This window comes from Sinorhizobium fredii NGR234 (assembly GCF_000018545.1).
Taxonomy (GTDB): domain Bacteria; phylum Pseudomonadota; class Alphaproteobacteria; order Rhizobiales; family Rhizobiaceae; genus Sinorhizobium; species Sinorhizobium fredii_A.
Window position 1 is genome coordinate 1,816,962 of sequence record NC_012587.1, and the last position, 17,750, is coordinate 1,834,711.

Annotated in this window: 19 protein-coding genes; 8 read left to right on the forward strand and 11 right to left on the reverse strand. The window is 61.7% G+C overall.

Annotation, left to right across the window (positions count from 1 at the left end):
* Positions 1-340 precede the first annotated feature (340 nt).
* The 4 genes from NGR_RS20035 to NGR_RS20050 all read left to right on the forward strand — a co-directional run bounded on the left by NGR_RS20035 (position 341) and on the right by NGR_RS20050 (position 2,934).
* Complete coding sequence (locus NGR_RS20035; RefSeq protein WP_012708291.1) at positions 341-550, forward strand: hypothetical protein; 210 nt, start codon at positions 341-343, stop codon at positions 548-550.
* 284 nt (positions 551-834) lie between these two features.
* The gene (locus NGR_RS20040; RefSeq protein ID WP_012708292.1) at positions 835-1,521 is read left to right on the forward strand and encodes a fumarylacetoacetate hydrolase family protein; all 687 of its coding nucleotides are present in this window, start codon (positions 835-837) and stop codon (positions 1,519-1,521) included.
* A 58-nt stretch (positions 1,522-1,579) separates the two neighbouring features.
* Positions 1,580-2,110 (forward strand): gamma carbonic anhydrase family protein, encoded by a 531-nt coding sequence (locus NGR_RS20045; RefSeq protein WP_012708293.1) that lies wholly within the window; start codon positions 1,580-1,582, stop codon positions 2,108-2,110.
* A gap of 170 nt (positions 2,111-2,280) precedes the next feature.
* Positions 2,281-2,934, forward strand: a complete 654-nt coding sequence (locus NGR_RS20050) for a phytochelatin synthase family protein (protein WP_012708294.1) — start codon at positions 2,281-2,283, stop codon at positions 2,932-2,934.
* 7 nt (positions 2,935-2,941) lie between these two features.
* Here the strand turns inward: NGR_RS20050 and NGR_RS20055 are convergent, their stop codons facing one another.
* From NGR_RS20055 to NGR_RS20065, 3 genes are read right to left on the reverse strand one after another with little or no spacing between them, the layout of a single operon-like run.
* Entirely contained in the window at positions 2,942-3,337 is a 396-nt protein-coding gene (locus NGR_RS20055; protein ID WP_012708295.1) for a Fur family transcriptional regulator, read from the reverse strand.
* A complete protein-coding gene (gene znuB, locus NGR_RS20060) occupies positions 3,337-4,158 on the reverse strand; it encodes a zinc ABC transporter permease subunit ZnuB (protein WP_012708296.1) in 822 nt (273 codons plus the stop codon). Before znuB ends, NGR_RS20055 begins: the two co-directional genes overlap by 1 nt.
* Positions 4,151-5,059, reverse strand: a complete 909-nt coding sequence (locus tag NGR_RS20065) for an ATP-binding cassette domain-containing protein (RefSeq protein ID WP_164924360.1) — start codon at positions 5,057-5,059, stop codon at positions 4,151-4,153. Before NGR_RS20065 ends, znuB begins: the two co-directional genes overlap by 8 nt.
* A gap of 264 nt (positions 5,060-5,323) precedes the next feature.
* Here NGR_RS20065 and znuA point away from each other — a divergent pair, with 264 nt between their 5' ends.
* A complete protein-coding gene (gene znuA, locus NGR_RS20070; RefSeq protein ID WP_012708298.1) occupies positions 5,324-6,346 on the forward strand; it encodes a zinc ABC transporter substrate-binding protein ZnuA in 1,023 nt (340 codons plus the stop codon).
* A 189-nt stretch (positions 6,347-6,535) separates the two neighbouring features.
* Here znuA and NGR_RS20075 read toward each other — a convergent pair whose 3' ends face one another.
* The gene (locus NGR_RS20075; RefSeq protein WP_012708299.1) at positions 6,536-6,889 is read right to left on the reverse strand and encodes an RcnB family protein; all 354 of its coding nucleotides are present in this window, start codon (positions 6,887-6,889) and stop codon (positions 6,536-6,538) included.
* Positions 6,890-7,016: 127 nt separating this feature from the next.
* Positions 7,017-8,642: a glycoside hydrolase family 43 protein gene (locus tag NGR_RS20080; protein WP_012708300.1), complete on the reverse strand. Its 1,626-nt coding sequence runs from the start codon at positions 8,640-8,642 to the stop codon at positions 7,017-7,019.
* A 317-nt stretch (positions 8,643-8,959) separates the two neighbouring features.
* Between NGR_RS20080 and NGR_RS20085 the strand changes: the two genes are divergently transcribed.
* From NGR_RS20085 to NGR_RS20095, 3 genes are all read left to right on the forward strand, one after another.
* Complete coding sequence (locus tag NGR_RS20085; protein WP_012708301.1) at positions 8,960-9,535, forward strand: TRAP transporter small permease subunit; 576 nt, start codon at positions 8,960-8,962, stop codon at positions 9,533-9,535.
* Positions 9,532-11,322: a TRAP transporter large permease gene (locus tag NGR_RS20090; RefSeq protein WP_012708302.1), complete on the forward strand. Its 1,791-nt coding sequence runs from the start codon at positions 9,532-9,534 to the stop codon at positions 11,320-11,322. Before NGR_RS20085 ends, NGR_RS20090 begins: the two co-directional genes overlap by 4 nt.
* A 371-nt stretch (positions 11,323-11,693) precedes the next feature.
* Complete coding sequence (locus NGR_RS20095; RefSeq protein WP_010875346.1) at positions 11,694-11,918, forward strand: DUF6429 family protein; 225 nt, start codon at positions 11,694-11,696, stop codon at positions 11,916-11,918.
* Positions 11,919-11,952: 34 nt separating this feature from the next.
* Here NGR_RS20095 and NGR_RS20100 read toward each other — a convergent pair whose 3' ends face one another.
* From NGR_RS20100 to mgrA, 6 genes are all read right to left on the reverse strand, one after another.
* A complete protein-coding gene (locus tag NGR_RS20100; protein WP_010875347.1) occupies positions 11,953-12,537 on the reverse strand; it encodes a plasmid pRiA4b ORF-3 family protein in 585 nt (194 codons plus the stop codon).
* A 2-nt stretch (positions 12,538-12,539) separates the two neighbouring features.
* Positions 12,540-14,198 carry an IS66-like element ISRsp1 family transposase gene (locus NGR_RS20105; RefSeq protein WP_010875348.1) on the reverse strand — a complete coding sequence of 553 codons (1,659 nt, stop codon included), beginning with the start codon at positions 14,196-14,198 and terminating at the stop codon, positions 12,540-12,542.
* Positions 14,199-14,243: 45 nt separating this feature from the next.
* Positions 14,244-14,591 (reverse strand): IS66 family insertion sequence element accessory protein TnpB, encoded by a 348-nt coding sequence (gene tnpB, locus NGR_RS20110; protein ID WP_010875349.1) that lies wholly within the window; start codon positions 14,589-14,591, stop codon positions 14,244-14,246.
* Positions 14,592-14,593: 2 nt separating this feature from the next.
* Positions 14,594-15,028: an IS66-like element accessory protein TnpA gene (tnpA, locus tag NGR_RS20115; protein ID WP_010875350.1), complete on the reverse strand. Its 435-nt coding sequence runs from the start codon at positions 15,026-15,028 to the stop codon at positions 14,594-14,596.
* Between the two features lie 204 nt (positions 15,029-15,232).
* Complete coding sequence (locus NGR_RS20120; RefSeq protein ID WP_012708306.1) at positions 15,233-16,339, reverse strand: TRAP transporter substrate-binding protein; 1,107 nt, start codon at positions 16,337-16,339, stop codon at positions 15,233-15,235.
* A 294-nt stretch (positions 16,340-16,633) separates the two neighbouring features.
* Complete coding sequence (gene mgrA / locus NGR_RS20125; RefSeq protein WP_012708307.1) at positions 16,634-17,662, reverse strand: L-glyceraldehyde 3-phosphate reductase; 1,029 nt, start codon at positions 17,660-17,662, stop codon at positions 16,634-16,636.
* Positions 17,663-17,750 lie beyond the last annotated feature (88 nt).

The following is a 17,750-nucleotide window of genomic DNA, read 5'->3' on the forward strand; positions in this document are numbered from 1 at the left end:
GCCCTGCCGAAACGCCTTCGACGGCAGCAATTATATTATTTATAGATAGATCGAAGCGCTCAAAAATAGTATTAATGTCACAGAGAGACGGCTTTGCTTGAAGACCAGGGCCGTTTCCAATATAAGCTATGACGCAAACTCCAAGTCATCAGCATGCCTTCGGGCCCGGCCAGATTGCGGCCGATCTTGAAATGACACGGAAATTTCCGCGAAACCGCCAGATTTCTGTCGTGAAGTGTTCATTTAAAACACGTATATTCTGAGGTGCCTCATAAAGAACAAGTTCGGAGTGTTTAACTCCGGATCAAAAGGGAAAAGAAAATAATACGGGAGAGACATCATGATGAGAGAGAGCAATCTCCGACGTATCGTCGAAGTCAGCATGAAACGTGAAACCGGCCGCAAGGACATAGGCATCATGACCGTCCGCCAGGCCCTTGAACTTCCCGAAGTACCGAGCCTCGAATACAGCCACCCGGAACTGAACTCGCGCTCGGACGGTCGCTTTCTGACCCGCGACCAGCTTGAAGCCTATGCCCGCTGCGCCTGACCTCAGACCTCACGGGCCCAATAAATTCCCCTCGGCATAAGTTTGCCTATTGCCGCAGCCCTTCCGGCTGCTAACGTCCCACCAAGATTCGCTACAGCGCCACCGCCCATCACCGGCATGGGAGGTCGCTGTAGCGTTTTGACTTTCCGCATCATTCCCTACAGCGCCGCTCGCCTTATCAAGCGCGCAAAGGTCGCTGGAGCACTTTGAATTGCTGCATGTCTCTTTAAATCGAGGTCGATTTAAGGAGACATGCAGTAGAGTCAGGCGAGGACCGAACGACCATGGAAACCGTCATACCGCCTTCATTGCCTGTCCTCTTGCCGATTTTCGAGAGCCCCGTCGGATTTCCGGTCCGGCGCGTCTATTGCGTCGGACGCAATTATGCCGCCCATGCGCGGGAAATGGGCCATGACCCCGACCGCGAACCGCCCTTCTTTTTCCAGAAGAATGCGGACAACCTGCTGCTCCCCGGCCAGGATTTCCCCTACCCGCCGCTCTCCTCCGACGTGCATCACGAGGTGGAGCTGGTCGTCGCCCTAAGGCATGGCGGTGCGGACATCCCGATCGAGGAGGCGATCGCGCATGTCTATGGCTATGGCGTCGGCATAGATTTTACCCGCCGCGACCTGCAGGCGCAGGCGAAGGAGGCGGGGCGCCCCTGGACCGCGGCCAAGGCCTTCGAGCATTCCGCGCCGATCTCCGCGATCGCACCGGCGACCGCAGTCGGCCATCCGACGAATGGAAATATCTGGCTGAAGGTCAATGGCGAGATGCGCCAACAGGGCGACCTCGCCCAGATGATCTGGACCGTACCGGAGATCATCGCCGAACTGTCGCGTCTCTTCACACTGGCGCCGGGCGACATCATCATGACCGGCACGCCCGCGGGGGTTGGGGCGGTACAGCGCGGCGACGTCGTCACCTGCGGTATCGACGGCCTCGCGGCGCTCTCCGTCAAGGTCGTCTGATCGTATCGGGCGGCAGGAAAAGCCGGACGCGCCTTCCTCCAAGCACAAGGAACACACCATGCCACTCTATGCGCTGGGACCGCTGCAGCCGACCACGCCACCGGAAGGCAGCTACTGGGTCGCGCCTGATGCCAATGTCATAGGGCGGGTGGAGATCGGCGAGGAGGTCGGCATCTGGTTCGGCGCGACGTTGCGCGGCGACAACGAGCCGATCCGGATCGGCGCGCGGACCAACATCCAGGAGGCGGTGATCGTCCATGTCGACCCAGGCTTCCCGGTGACGATCGGCGAAGGCTGCACGATCGGCCATAGAGCGATCGTTCATGGCTGCACCATCGGCGACAATTCGCTGATCGGCATGGGTGCCACCATCCTGAACGGCGCCAGGATCGGCCGCAACTGCCTGGTCGGCGCCAATGCGCTGATCACCGAGGGCAAGGAATATCCCGACAATTCACTGATCGTCGGAGCGCCCGCCAAGGCGATACGAACGCTGGATGAGGCGGCCGTGCAAGGCCTGAAGCGCTCCGCCGAGCACTATGTGAAGAACTGGCAGCGTTACGCGACACAACTCAGCCGGCTGGACTGAGCCTTCGCCAGCATGAGTAGGCGCGGCCGTTCCGTTGCGCTATGCTCAGCCACCATTTCCGACTTGCATGTCTCTTAAATCGACTTGATTTACGAGACCTGCGCCAATTCAAAGTGCGACAGCGACCTTTGCGCGCCTGATTGGCGCGCGGAGCTGTGGGGGTCCGAACGATGAGGCGTGGACTGCTCGTCGGTGCCGCAATTGGTCTCGCCGTCGCCCTCGGCGGCGCCTACGCATTGCGTCCGGCCGAAGTCTCGCCTGCGGCGATCCGCGCCTCCGTCGAGCAATCGCCGGAAGTAATGGACCGGGCCTGGGGCTTGCCGGTCGCCCTCAGCTACGGACGCAGCGTGACGTGGCAGGCAAATGGCTCGTTCTGCGGCCCCGCCAGCATCGCCAATCTCTTTCGCTCCGTAGGAGAGGAAGAGACGACTGAAACCGCGGTCCTCGAGGGCACCGGCTGGTGCCGCCTCGGTTTCTGCTGGATGGGGCTGACACTCGACGAGCTTGCCGAGGTGGCGCGAGCGAAAACGGAGCGCAAGGTGACCGTATTGCGCGATCTGACTCCAGACGAGTTTCGCCGCCATTTGCTGGCCAGCAACGATCCCGGCAGGCGCTATATCGTCAACTTTTCGCGAGAGGCGATCTTCGGCGCCGGTGTCGGCCATCACTCGCCGATCGGCGGCTATCTCGAGGCCGAAGACCTGGTTTTCGTCCTGGACGTGAATGAGCGCTTCAAGCCGTGGCTCGTCTCGCGCGAAAAGCTCTACGCTGCCGTGGACACGCTGGATGGCGACCACAAGCGCGGCCTGTTGCTCATCGAATAGTCTTGGTCTAAGCGCAGCTCTTGCAGTGCCCGCGGATCTCGATGGTCGTCTTCTCGGTCTTGAAGCTCTGGGCGCGGACCAGCGCCGACAGTCGCTGTTCGATCGCCTCGTCGTGGAATTCCGTCACCTGGCCGCAGCCCTCGCAGATGGTGAAGGCGGTGACGCCGTGGTCATGCTCATGATCCTGCGGGCAGCTGCAGGCCACGAAGGCATTGAGGCTCTCCAGCCGATGGACGAGGCCGTATTCCAGGAGCTTGTCGAGGGCGCGATAGACCTGCAGCGGCGCCCGGAAACCGTGGTCCCTGAGCTTGTCGAGGATCGTATAGGCGCTCATCGGCCCCTCCGCGTGCGTGAGAGCACCCATCACCAGCGACTGGTTCTTCGTCAGTTCGGGCGTACCCATCAGTGTCCTCCATGCGAAGAATGCGACGCGCGCTCCGGGCGCCCGAGAGGCAGAAGACTGAGCACGAACAGCGCCAGCGCGGCAACCACGATAGACGGCCCCGACGGCGTATCCCAGTGCAGCGAACCGAAAAGACCGCCGGTAACGGCAAGCGCGCCGATCAGCGAGGCGATAATCGCCATGACTTCCGGCGACGTCGCAAAACGGCGCGCGGTCGCCGCCGGGATGATCAGCAACGAGGTGATGAGGAGGATGCCGACGATCTTCATGGCAATCGCGATCACCAGCGCCATCAACAGCATGAAGAAGAGCCGCGCCCGTTCCGGCTTCAGTCCTTCGGCTTCTGCCAGTTCCGGATTGACGGTCGAGGCGAGCAGCGGCCGCCAGAGATAAACGAGCGACAAGATCACCAGAATGCCGCCGCCCCAGATGATGTCGATATCGGCTTCCGAAACGGCGAGGATGTCGCCGAACAGGAAGCCGACCAGATCGATGCGGACCCAGGTCATGAAGGCGACGATGACGAGGCCGATCGACAGCGCCGAATGCGACAGGATGCCGAGCAGCGCATCCGTCGACAGCGCGCCGCGCTTCTGCAGGAAGAGCAGCAGCAGCGAGACGGCCGAGGCTACGATGAAGACGCTGATCATCAGGTTGAGCTCGAGAAGCAGCGACAGCGCCACCCCCAGCAGCGCCGAATGGGCCATCGTGTCGCCGAAATAGGCCATGCGCCGCCAGATGACGAAGCAGCCGAGCGGTCCCGCAACCACGGCAATGCCGATGCCGGCAACGAGGGCGCGAACGAAGAAATCGTCAAGCATCGCGCTTCTCCGCCGTGTCGTAGCCGTGCAGGCGTGCGTGATGTCCGCAACCGCAGTCGGAATCGTGGTCGTGGACGTTTTCGGCCTCGTCATGGTGATGATGGCCATCGCCGGGGAAACAGCTCTCCGTAATGCTGCCATCGGCGTGCAGCACCCGACCGTCCGGCAGGTGCGTGTGGTCGTGGTGGTGGCTGTAGACGGCCAACGCCCCGGCGGCCCGCCGTCCGAACAGCTTCAGGTATTCCGGGCTCTGGCTGACCGCCTGCGGCGTGCCGCGGCAGCAGACATGGCCGTTCAGGCAGACGACCGTATCGGTCTCCGCCATGACGATGTGAAGGTCGTGCGAGATCAGCAGGATGCCGCAGCCGGTGCGGTTGCGGATCTGCTTGATCAGCTCGTAGAGCGCGATCTCGCCGGAAAAATCGACGCCCTGCACCGGCTCGTCGAGAACGAGAAGATCCGGCTTGCGGGCGATCGCGCGTGCCAGCAAGGCCCGCTGGAATTCGCCGCCGGAAAGATGCTGCACCTCGGCCTTGGCCATATGCAGCATGCCGGTGGACGCCAGCGCCTCTTCGATCTCCCTGCCCTTCAGCGGCCCGGTCAGCGTCATCAGCCGCTCGACGGTCAGCGGCAGCGTCCAGTCGACGGCAAGCTTCTGCGGCACGTAGCCCACCTTGAGACCGGCAAGACGCTCGACATTCCCTTCGTCGGGCTTCAGCACGCCGATTGCGGTCTTCGCTGTCGTCGACTTCCCCGAACCGTTCGGACCGATCAGGGTGACGATTTCGCCGCGGCTGATCGAAAACTCGACGCCGCGCACGAGCCAGCGCCCATTGCGGCGGACGCCCGCATTCGCAAGGCTGACGAGCGGCGTGATATCGGGCGATCGGACATTCAGCATCGAAAAATTCCGGTTTGGGCGGTTGCCTCTGGCTATCGCACACGTTATAGCATAACGCAATTGATGTAATAACATTACGTGCATCACTGTGCAACAATTGCTGCGCAGCGCCGCCGCTAGAGCGGGATGAGGAAAAGTGTGTGCGGTTTTCCGTCCGCATCCCGCTCTAACCCATTAGAATCGATCACGTTCATGATTTTAGGTCGATCCGACCTTAAATCATCGTGATCTAAAGCACGTTGACCTGCAACCTCGGAGAACCCGATGAAATCGACTGCCGCCTTTCTCTTTGCGTCCACGATCCTTCTGTCTTCGCCGGCCTTTGCCGAGGCTCCCAACGTGGTCGTCTCGATCAAGCCGATCCACTCGCTCGTGGCGTCGATCATGCAGGGCGTCGGCGAGCCGTCTTTGGTTGTCGAAGGCGCCGCCTCACCGCATACCTACAACATGAAGCCGTCGAACGCCGCGGCGCTGCAGGCGGCAAAGGTCGTGTTCTGGGTCGGTCCCGGCCTCGAAATCTTCCTTGAAAAGCCGCTCGAGGCCCTCGGCGGCGACGCCAAAGTGGTCGAACTCAGCGAGGCGCCCGGTCTCGAAAAGCTGAAATTCCGAGAGGGCGGCGCCTTCGAGCCGCATGACGACGGAGATGAGGATGGCGAGGAAAGCCATGAGCACAGCGCAGAGGACGCCAGCCATGAGGGGCATGATGCCGACGCCCATGGCGCCGCGGCGGAAACCGCCGAGCACGACCACGAGCATGGCGAAGGCGAGTTCGACATGCATGTGTGGCTCAACCCGATGAATGCCAAGGCCATGGCGGCCGAGATCGAGAAGACGCTCGCCGAGGCCGACCCCGCCAATGCCGCGGCCTACAGCGCCAATCTGCAGAAACTGAACGAAAGGCTCGATGCCCTGGACAAGACCCTTGCCGAGACGGTGGCGCCGATCAAGGACAAGCCCTTCGTCGTCTTCCACGACGCCTATCAATATTTCGAGCATCGATACAACGTGCGGGTCGCCGGCTCCATCACCGTCAGTCCCGAAGTGCTGCCGGGGGCGGAACGGCTGTCCGAGATTCACGCCAAGATCGAGGACCTCGGCGCCACCTGCGTCTTCGCCGAACCGCAATTCGAACCGAAGCTGGTCAATGTCGTCATCGAAGGCACGTCGGCAAAATCCGGCACGCTCGACCCCGAAGCGGCCACCCTCGAGGGCGGTCCGGATCTTTATTTTCAACTGATGGAGAACATCGGCGCTTCGTTGAAGGATTGCCTTTCGTCGGCAAGCTGACGTCGTTCTCCTGTGGACTCCACCTTCAATCGTTGACGTGGAGGCGAGGATCATCCCCCTCATCCGGCCTGCCGGCCACCTTCTCCCCGCAAGCGGGGCGAAGGAGACCCGCGGCAAACGCCCTGCGTCCCCTCTCCCCGTTCTTACGGGGAGAGGGCTAGGGTGAGGGGCAAACTCCCCGTAGCTAAATTAGCGGGCCAGGCTGACGATGACACCGGTTGCCAGGCTGATCAGCAGGAAGTCGTTGTCGACGCGGACCCATTGCTGGCCACGCGGCGGGGGCCGCAGCCTGTAGCGGCGATAGTCGTTGACATAGGCCATGTGGCGCCGTTCGGCCGGGCTCATCCTGTGGCCGCGCGCCCAACGGTATTTCTTCACCATGACGCGCTTTTCGACGGTCCTGTCGACATGGCGGTCGACCGGCCTGTGACGATAGCGCTCATGCGACTGTGCAAGCTCGAAAGAGGCGCCGGCCGTCTGAGCGAACGCGATCGGCGTGGCAAGGAATGAACTGGCGACAAGCGCGATCAGGAGGCGTTTCATGGCGTTTCCTTTCTTTGTCTGCCCCTTGAAACTAGTCTCCGCCTCCTGAACCGAATATGAAGTCCAGATTACATTTATGTAATGATAATCTATACTTATAAGAAGTACCTTACAAACGAATCTCAGATCATAAGCCAAGCGCCTCATATCGAAAACGGTCGAAGTCAGCGGTCATCGCACTGCCGGACGTATCGAAGGCGAACATGCCGGTAAAAGCGCCGGTGAAGGAACCGTGCTCGCCGCGCCCGCCCTCGTCCGAGACGACGCCGGCGTCGAGCACAGGGCCGATCGGCTGCCAATCCGCCTGCGTCGCCTCCCGCCAGAAGAATTGGAGGTCGTTGTCCCTCACTTCCATCGCCAGTTGCACCGGGCCGTCCGGGACCGCGACGCCGCTGCCGGCCGGGTACTGCAAGCGCCCGTGCGGGAAATCTCCCGGGCATGAAAGGATGGTGACGACGCGGCCGAGCATCTCGTGCCAGGTGACGCCGAGAGCATGGAACTTGTGGCGGTTATAGTAATGCGTCAGGCCCGCGACCTGCTGGTAGGTGTGGGGCGCGAAGTCGACCACGGTCTCGGCGCGGAAGGAGTGATGGTCCTGGCGTCTGGCGACAAGCGCCTGCTCGAACCAGCTGCCGATGCTTTCGCGGCCGAACAGGCGCAAGTGGCCTTCCCGCCGCTGCAGCGAAAAGATCCGCTCCGGCATCGGGGTGCGCAGCCATTGAAACTCGGGTGCAAGCACTCCCTCGTCGAAATCCGTCTCGATAACAGCGGGTAGCGGCACAGAGCTCGTCTCGGCCGGAGCCGGTACAATCACCTCTGGCACGACACCGCCGTTCTCCAGATAGAGCCATCCGTCCTCCCGCCAGACGCATTTCTGCAGCGCCGTTTCGCGGCCAAGCGTGCAGCGGCGATGCGGCGGCAGCGGACGGCCGCAAAGATGGGTGTGATAGGCCTGCCCGTCCGGCGTCTCGACATATTGGCCGTGGCCGGCCCGTTGCAGGGCCGCTTCCGGATGATCCTTCGACGTGATGAGGTGGGCGTTCGGATGTATGTCATACGGGCCATGGATCGACCGGGAGCGCGCCATGGTGACGGCGTGGTCGTAGCCCGTTCCGCCTTCGGCCGTGGTGAGGTAGTACCAGCCGTCACGCTTGAAGAGATGCGGCCCCTCGACGAGACCGAGCGAACTGCCGGCGAAGATGTTCTTGACCGGGCCGACCAGCTTGCGGGACCGCTCGTCCCATTCCTGCAGCAGGATGCCGTCGAAGGCGGGATGCTTCGGCGCGCCGCCGAAGCTCTCAGAGCGGTGGTTCCACTGCATGTTCAGGAACCACTTGCGGCCGTCGTCGTCATGGAACAGCGACGGGTCGAAGCCCGACGAGTTGACATAGACCGGATCGGACCACGTCGCCTCGACCGCTTCGGCCGTGACGATGTAGTTGTGCGCGTCCTTGAAGTTGCCGTCGAAGCGCTTGACGTCCGTATAGACGAGCCAGAACAGCCCGTCGCAATAGGAAAGGCACGGTGCCCATATCCCGCAACTGTCGGGGTTGCCGCGCATGTCGAGCTGGCTCGCCCGCTCCAGCGGCCGACGGACGAGACGCCAGTTCACCAGATCGCGCGAGTGGTGGATCTGCACGCCAGGATACCACTCGAATGTAGAGGTCGCGATGTAGTAATCGTCGCCCACCCGGCAGATCGACGGGTCGGGATTGAAGCCCGGCAGGATCGGATTGCGGATCATCGCGGTCATGTCTTGCTCCTCCATGTTTGCGCAGCATCCAGCCCCAAACTCGGGGCCGTTTCAAGGTCTTTCGTCCACGCTCGGAGAACGCATCGCCGCCCCCCGGATCGCGTCTACGCAACGAGAACCGCACGCCAATACGGTGCGCCGTCGTGGGAATCGCGCCTACGCCTTAGGCACTCCAGGGGCCTGCCCATGATACTTTCGTACATCCGCCGGCCGCGAGAGGGAAAAATGGCAGCCCAGACTTGAAAGGGAGCTTGAAATCAGCACTGTGACTGTGCTTGGCAAAACACCAAAAACCAGCCAATGCGGGGAGGTATTTAATGAAACCGTTACTCGGCTTCAGCCGATTGATCGACGCAATTACCGAGCGAATCGGCAAGGCAGTTTCCTGGCTCATACTCGTTGCCGTTCTCGTCAGCGCCGGCAACGCGGTCATCAGAAAAACGTTCAACGTATCGTCCAACGCCTGGCTCGAGGCTCAATGGTACCTCTTCGGCGCGGCCTTCATGTTCGCGGCCGCCTATACGCTCAGCCAGAACGAGCACATCCGGATCGACGTCGTCTACGGAATGTTTTCGCGGCGCGTCCAGCATTGGATCGATCTCTTCGGGCACATCTTCTTCCTGATGCCCTTCGTGCTGCTCATGCTCTATTACCTCGTGCCCTACGTCCGGATGTCCTATGTCTCGGGTGAGGTATCGTCGAGCGCCGGCGGGCTGATCATCTGGCCGGCCAAGGCCATTCTGCTGATCGGCTTCATCCTCCTCGCCCTGCAAGGCGTCTCGGAAATCATCAAGAAGATCGCCATCATGACCGGCAACATGGATGATCCGACCCCCTACGTGCCGACCCACGCGCCGCTTGAAGACCCCGTCGCTCCGGAGGTACGCCCGTGATCGAACTCATCGCTGAAAACCTGGCACCGATCATGTTCGCATCGCTGATCGTGTTCCTGCTGCTGGGATACCCGGTCGCCTTCTCGCTCGCCGCCAACGGCCTGCTGTTCTTCATCATCGGCGTGGAACTTGCGCCGCTTTCGGACTCGATCAATCTCTCCTGGCCGCTGCTCAATGCACTGCCGGAACGCTTCTGGGGGGTGATGTCGAACGACACATTGCTCGCCATCCCATTCTTCACCTTCATGGGGATAGTGCTCGAGCGCTCCGGCATGGCCGAAGACCTTCTCGACACGATCGGCCAGCTCTTCGGTCCCGTCCGGGGCGGCCTCGCCTATGCGGTGATCTTCGTCGGGGCGCTGCTTGCGGCAACCACCGGCGTGGTGGCGGCCTCGGTCATTGCCATGGGCCTGATCTCGCTGCCGATCATGCTGCGCTACGGCTATGACCGGCGCGTCGCGTCGGGCGTCATCGCCGCCTCCGGCACGCTTGCCCAGATCATCCCGCCGTCGCTGGTGCTGATCGTTCTGGCCGACCAGCTCGGCCGCTCGGTCGGCGACATGTATGCCGGCGCCCTGATCCCGGGCCTGGTCCTGACGGGCCTCTACATGGGCTACATCCTGCTCATGTCGTTCCTGAAACGGGACTCTATGCCGGCGCTGCCGCTCGAAGCGCGTACGCTCGGCTCCGGTGTGACGTCGCTGATCGTCGCGCTCGCCGTCGCCGGCGGTATCGCCTACGCGGCCCATGTCCTCCTGTCGCCGACCCAGGGAGAAAACGCCGACATTCTCGGAGCAACCGTCGGTGTCGCGTTCATCTACATGGTCGCGCTGATCGACAGAGCGATGAAGATCAACGCTCTTTCCCGATTGGCCCAGCAGGTGATCATCGTTCTGATCCCGCCGCTGGCGCTGATCTTCCTCGTGCTCGGCACGATCTTCCTCGGCATCGCGACGCCGACCGAAGGCGGCGCCATGGGTGCAGTGGGCGCACTGATCATGGCGGCCGCGAAGGGCCGGCTCAACATGGAGGTCATCCGGGCTGCACTTGCGTCGACCACGCGCCTATCGGCCTTCGTGCTGTTCATCCTGATCGGCGCCCGCGTTTTCTCGCTGACCTTTTACGGCGTCAACGGGCACCTCTGGGTGGAACACCTGCTGGTTGGATTGCCGGGCGGCGAAATCGGCTTCCTGATCGCCGTCAACCTGCTCGTCTTCTTCCTGGCCTTCTTCCTCGATTTCTTCGAGCTCGCCTTCATCATCGTGCCGCTGCTCGCACCGGCCGCCGACAAGCTCGGCATCGACCTGATCTGGTTCGGCGTGCTGCTCGGCATCAACATGCAGACGAGCTTCATGCACCCGCCTTTCGGCTTCGCGCTCTTCTACCTGCGTTCGGTTGCAGCAAGGGTGCCCTATCTCGACAAGGTGACCGGCAAGATGACGCAACCGGTGACAACCGGGCAGATCTATTGGGGTGCGGTGCCCTTCGTCGGCATCCAGATCCTGATGGTGGCGTTGACGATCCTCTTCCCGCAGATGGTCATGCACTACAAGGGAAGCGGCGCCACGGTGGATCCGTCGACGATCAAGATCGAGGTGCCCGGCTTCGGCCAGGGCGGCGGCGGTCTGACCCTGCCCGACAACGGTGGCGGCCTCGGCCTGCCGGGCGGACTGCAACTCCCCGGCGGCAGCCCGCTCGATGGCGGCCAGCAGCAACCGGGGCAGCAGAACGCGCCTCAGCAGAACAATTCGGCGCCCGATCTCAGCGCGCCGCCCTCGTTCAACTGAAGTCAGAAGGCCGGTCAAGCACCGGCCTTCTCGCTTGTCGGACCTTGACAGAAGAGCCCCGGGGTAGCCCCCGGGGTTTTTCCTTTCAACGATGCGGCACAGCTCGGACCTTGCCGTTGCCACGCCGGATTATCGTGAAAGCGTCGTCGTTCTATTCGGCGATTTGGGCGTTCAGGCAGCACGTGGCGCGCAGCGCCTTGATCGAATACCAGATCTTCCTGAAGTCGGGTTCGACGCTTCCTCTCAGCTTGGCGCCGGCCCTAACAGAACCGTCAGGCGCCCGATCCAGAGCGCCCGCCCTCGTGCATCCGAAGTATCCATCCGAGGTGGGCCGCGGGACTTGGGGGTCTCGCGCGTGGTAGGATAGCAGAATGGAGATCGACGAGGACAAAATCGATGACGCGGTGCTGGCACTGTTATGGCTGACGCTCCACAACGAGCGTTGCGCCTGGAAGGGATTTGACTGGGCGACGACGGACCGGTTGCATGAGAGGGGACTGATCTGTGATCCGGTGAACAAGTCGAAGTCGCTGGTGCTGACGGACGAAGGTCTACGGCGCTCGGAAGAACTGTTCCGCCGGTTGTTTACACGGTAAAATCAACTTTCGGCCTTCGGCCACAGCCCGGCGTTCAGGTTTTGCGGCGCGCTTTTCGGGCCCATTTTGCAGCGAGGTCATCGACGGCTTTGTTGAGCTGCGAGAAGTTGGCGGCGGCGGAATCATAATCGCTGCTGCCGCACCATTCGAGGGTTTCGGCATGTCGCTCGTGCGCCGGGTCTGCAAGCGCCTCGCAGAACTCCTGATAACCCCATGGACCACCAACGTCTTCGGGCGGGCAGTGCCCCGTTGCTTCGAGAAGCATCGGTCCTTCCGTGCCGACCGCAGGAAAGGTGCGCTCGATCTTGATGCTGTGTTCCCAGCCGTCGCCAAAGTCGTAAAGGTATTTGAACGATTTCGCACCGGTGTCCTGGACTGCCGACAGCAGCGAGACCCTGCGGGCATCGATCGGACCATCCCCCCATTCCTCGTCAGGCAAACCAAAGCCGACGTCACGCATGCGGAATTCGTAAAGGTGGCTGTTGGTCCAGCCCATCGCCGCCTGCAACACCTCGTGCAGCCGACTGAGCCTGATGGTGAACGGCACGACAACGCGCCGCATCACTATCGGCTCGACATGATCGAGGGTGACCTTCAGGCGGACGACGGAAGCCACCATCGTCAGGCCGCCAGCATGACGGTTGCCGCCGATGCACGTTTCCACTCCCAGGGCAGCAGTTCGTACAGGCGCGTGACAGGATGGTCGGCGATGCGAGCCAGCACGTCTGCAAGCCATGCCTTCGGGTCGATATCGTTGAGGCGGCAGGTGGTGATGACGGTCAGCATGACAGCGGCACGATCGGCCCCGCGCTGAGAACCGGCGAAGGTCCAGTTCCGTCTTCCCAATGCGACACTTCTCAGCGCCCGCTCGGCTGCGTTGTTCGTTAAACAAACTCTCCCGTCTTTGAGGAAGAGAGCAAAGCCCTCCCAGCGCTTGAGCATGTAATCGATCGGCTCGATGACCTCGGACGATCTGCTGAGCATGGCGCGTTCCTTCGTCAACCACTCGTGCATGTCATCGAACAGTGGCTTGCTCTTCTCCTGCCGCACAGCCAGTCGTTCTTCGGCGCTCAATCCGTTGATCTGGCGCTCGATCTCGAACAATTCGTCGTAGCGCTTGACGGCTTCCAATGCGATCGGCGAGATCGGCTTGCCCCTCCGTTTGCGATCCCGCGCATTCTTCTGGATATCGGCCAGCTCAAAGAATTTCCGCCGCGCATGCGCGTGACAAAAGGCGAATGTGATCGGGACCGCTTTCGTTGCGGCAACAGCGATCGGCTCGAAGCCATTGTAGCAATCGCTCTGCAGAATGCCGCCGTATCCGGCCAGGTGTTTCTGCGGATGTTCGCCGCGCCGGTCACTCGACGCATAATAGATTGCGGCTGGCGGCGCCGTTCCCCCGAATGGCCGGTCATCGCATACGTAAGTCCATATGCGTCCGGTCGTGCATTTGTCCCTGGCCTGAATGGGAATGGTGGTGTCATCACCGTGAAGACGCTCGGCCGCGAAGACATGCGCCTCGATCAGATCGAAGACAGGCATGAGAGCGGCTGTTGCGTACCCGACCTGGTCGGCCAGCGTCGAGGTCGAAAGATCGATCCCCTCGCATTTGAACCGGGCACTCTGCCGGTTGAGCGGGCTGTGCATGCCGAACTTGTCGAACAGGATCGTCGCCAGCAGGTTCGGCCCGATAAAGCCGCGCGGCGTGGCATGGAAGGGTGCGGGCGTCTGACTGATCGCCTCACAGTCGCGGCAGGTGAACTTTTCCCGCACCGTCTCGATCACTTTGAACCGGCGTGGGATCTCTTCCAGCGTCTCGGTGACGTCCTCGCCCAGCTTCGACAGGCGCGAACCACCACAGCAGGTGCAAGTCGTCGGCGGCTCGATGACAACACGTTCGCGCTCGATATCGTCCGGCCATGGTTTGCGCACCGGCCGTTTGCGCGTGAACGAACGTACGCTCGAGGTTCTGGCGCTTGCTGCTTGTGCCGCGACCTCATCCTCCGTCGCCGCCGCCACGAGTTCCTCGAGCTGCAGTTCCAACTGGTCGAGCAGGCGCGCCGTGCGCTCAGAGCGCTGGCCCCGCAACTCGCGCCTGAGCTTCTCGATCTTCAATTCCAGAGCAACGATCAGCGCCTCGTTGTCAGAGAGCATCGCCTGCGCATTGGCGGCTTCCGCTACTGCGATAGCGTGTTTAGCCTGCAAGGCTTCATGCTCGCCACGCAGCGCCAGGTAAGCGCCAACAACATCCACAGGAAGATCGACAGGCTTTGAGATCATGAAGCCATTCGATCAGATTTCCCCTGTATTTTCAATAGAATAATGCTAGCCGACCTTCGTCGGCCGCCAGGTTTCCTGAGGATGCCTCCAGTCGATTCCGGACAGAAGATAACTGAGCTGCGCGGGTGATATCGCTATCGCTCCGCCTTCGGCAGAAGGCCAGACGAACCGGCCACGGTCCAATCTTTTTGTAAAAAGGCAGCTCCCCTGGCCGTCACTCCAGATCACTTTTAGCAGCGATCCGCTGCGACCGCGAAACACAAAAAGATTGCCGTCCAAAGGGTTCAGTTTCAGCACCTCCTGCACCCGCAACGCAAGCGATGGAAACCCACACCGCATGTCCGTATGGCCCGTTGCAATCCACACCCGCACATTTTGACCGGAAGGAAGCATGATCACCGCAACGTCTCCAGCCCCCGCATGATCCGCAGCAGCGCCTCAACGTCGACGCTGCCGTCCACGACCACACGACGGCCGTTCGCCGCAACAATCTCCATGCGGCCGGAAGGAGACGCCACCGGCTGCTCCATCGCAGCAGGTGGAGTGACCTGCTTCACCGGCACAAAAGTTTCCGGCATGACGAACGCCGGCACAAAACCATCGGTTTGTTTCTGGCCGTGCAAACCCTGGCGAACCGATTTGCGCCAACGGTTCAACAGGGAGCGACTGATGCCGTACTGACGGGCCGTGGCCGACGCACGGCCTCTCCCGGCAAAGCTTTCTGCGACAATCCGCAGCTTCTCATCTTCCGTAAATCGACGCCGCCGTCCGGTGTTGATCACCTCAAGACGGCTCACCCGAGACCCGCTGTCTCCTTCAAAAATCTCCATGTTGGCAACTGTCCTTATGCATGGGAATAAGGACAGGGTCTGAACAGTTTTACTCAATATGCAAAGGCGGTCGCGCTCGGACGGATACCATCCGAATGCAGAAGGCCGGGCTGCTCCCCGCTCTTCTCGGTTGTCAGCCCCGCACCAAAGAAAAACCCCGGGACAGCGGCCCCGGGGTTCTTCCGTTCAACGATGCGGCGCAGTTTAGACCTTGCCGTTGCGCTGCTGGATCATCATGAAGGTGTCGTAGTTGTATTCGGCGATCTGGGCGTTGAGGTAGTACTCGGCACGGAACGCCTTGATCGACTCCCAGATCTTCTTGAAGGTCGGGTTTGCCGCTTCCATCTCCGCATAGACCTTGTTCGCCTCGTCGAAGCAGGCCGACAGAATTTCCGGGCTGAACGGGCTCAGCTTGGCGCCGGCCGCGACGAGGCGCTTGATCGCCGACGGGTTCAGATAGTCGTACTTCTGCAGCATGTTGGCGTCGGTCGCCTGGCAGGCCGTGCGCAGCAGCGACTGATAGGCCTTCGGCAAACCGTCGTAGGCCGCCTTGTTGAACATGGCGTGCACCGTCGGCCCACCTTCCCACCAGCCGGGATAGTAGTAGTACGGCGCCACCTTGTAGAAGCCGAGCTTCTCATCGTCATAGGGGCCGACCCACTCGGCGGCATCGATGGTGCCCTTCTCGAGGGCCGGGTAGATATCGCCGCCGGCGAGCTGCTGCGGCACCACGCCGAGGCGCTCCATGACCTTGCCGGCGAAGCCGCCGACGCGCATCTTCAGGCCCTTCATGTCGGCAACGGTTTTGATCTCCTTGCGGAACCAGCCGCCCATCTGGACGCCGGTATTGCCGTTCGGGAAACCGACCAGGCCTTGCGCACCGAGGAATTCGTTGAACAGGTCGATGCCGCCGCCATGATGGTGCCAGGCGTTCATGCCGCGCGCATTGAGCGCGAAGGGCACGGCAGCGCCAAGCGCCCAGGTCGGGTCCTTGCCCCAGTAGTAGTAGGCGACAGTGTGGCACGCCTCGACAGTGCCGGCTGCCGTCGCATCGGCGGCCTGCAGCCCCGGAACGATTTCACCCGCCGCGAAAACCTGGATCTGGAAGTTGCCGTCAGTGGCCTCCGACACGTATTTCGACAGGACTTCACCGCCACCGTAGATCGTATCCAGCGACTTCGGGAACGACGACGTCAAACGCCAGGTCACCTTCGGATTGCTTTGCGCAATGGCAGGCGCTGCGAGCGCCGTCGCGGCGGCTGCACCGAGCCCGCCCAAGCTCGCGTTTTTAATGAATGAACGGCGATCCATAGTTCCTCCCTAGTTCCCGCCTGGCGATCGACGCCGTTCACTGCCAACGCCGCCGCCTATCGAGGCGTCTTCACCCCGTTTCGGATGATCGAAGCGCCTTGTTTCTCCTCGCTTGCCGGCCGATACGAATTTGCCAAAAGCACTGCGCAAATCGGACAACAGCAACGCACCATACAGAATCGCAACTCCATGTCCAGCGGCGGCATTGAGCCGCCACCCCCCTACTTTTGTACAGGCCATGGAAACCGTGCTTGCTTGCCTAAAATCGAGGCAAATCAAGGCATTCAGCTGCAATCAGCGCTCTGCAGACGATGCCCAGAGATTGATATCGGCTTCACGGGCATAGAGATCGATCTCCGCCAGTTCCTCGGCCGTAAAGGCATCGTTCTCGAGCGCCCTGACGCAATCGACGATCTGCTCGGAACGGCTTGCGCCGATCAGCGCCGAGGTAATGCGGCCGCCGCGCAACACCCAGGCAAGCGCCATCTGCGCCAGCGTCTGACCGCGCCGTTCGGCGATTCCGTTCAACTTGCGGATGTTGTCGGTGATCGCCGGACGGATGAAATCCTTCTTGAGGAAATGGTTCTGCGCGGCGCGGCTGTCCTGAGGGATGCCGTTCAGGTATTTCGTCGTCAACATGCCCTGGGCGAGCGGCGAGAAGACGATCGAGCCGATGCCGAGCTCTTCGAGCGTGTCGACGAGACCATCATCCTCGATCCAGCGGTTGAGCATCGAGTAGCTCGGCTGGTGGATGAGGCACGGCGTGCCGAGTTCCTTGAGAATTGCTGCCGCCTCGCGAGTGCGCTGCGAATTGTAGGAGGAGATGCCGACATAGAGCGCCCTCCCCGAGCGGACGATATGGTCGAGCGCCGCGCAGGTTTCCTCGAGCGGCGTGTCCGGATCGAAGCGGTGGGAATAGAAGATGTCGACATAGTCGAGCCCCAGGCGCTTGAGGCTTTGGTCGCAGGAGGCGATCAGGTATTTGCGGCTGCCCCATTCGCCATAGGGACCGGGCCACATGTCGTAGCCCGCCTTGGACGAGATGATGAGCTCATCGCGCAGGCCGGCAAATTCAGTCCGGAGGATTTCCCCGAAGGCGGTCTCGGCCGAACCGGGCGGCGGTCCGTAATTGTTGGCGAGATCGAAATGCGTGATGCCGAGGTCGAAAGCCGTCCGGCACATGTCGACCTTGCGCTCGTGCGGCGTGTCATTCCCGAAATTGTGCCACAGCCCGAGCGAGATCGCCGGCAGTTTCAGTCCGCTCCGGCCGCAGCGGTTGTACTTCATCTTCTCGTATCGGGTTTCCGCCGGTTGCCAGGGCATCGTCATACTCCTCGTTTCGGATTGCGTGGGTTTGAATACCCCTCTCCAACCTCTCCCCACAAGGGGGAGAGGCTAGTCGTGCCTGCCG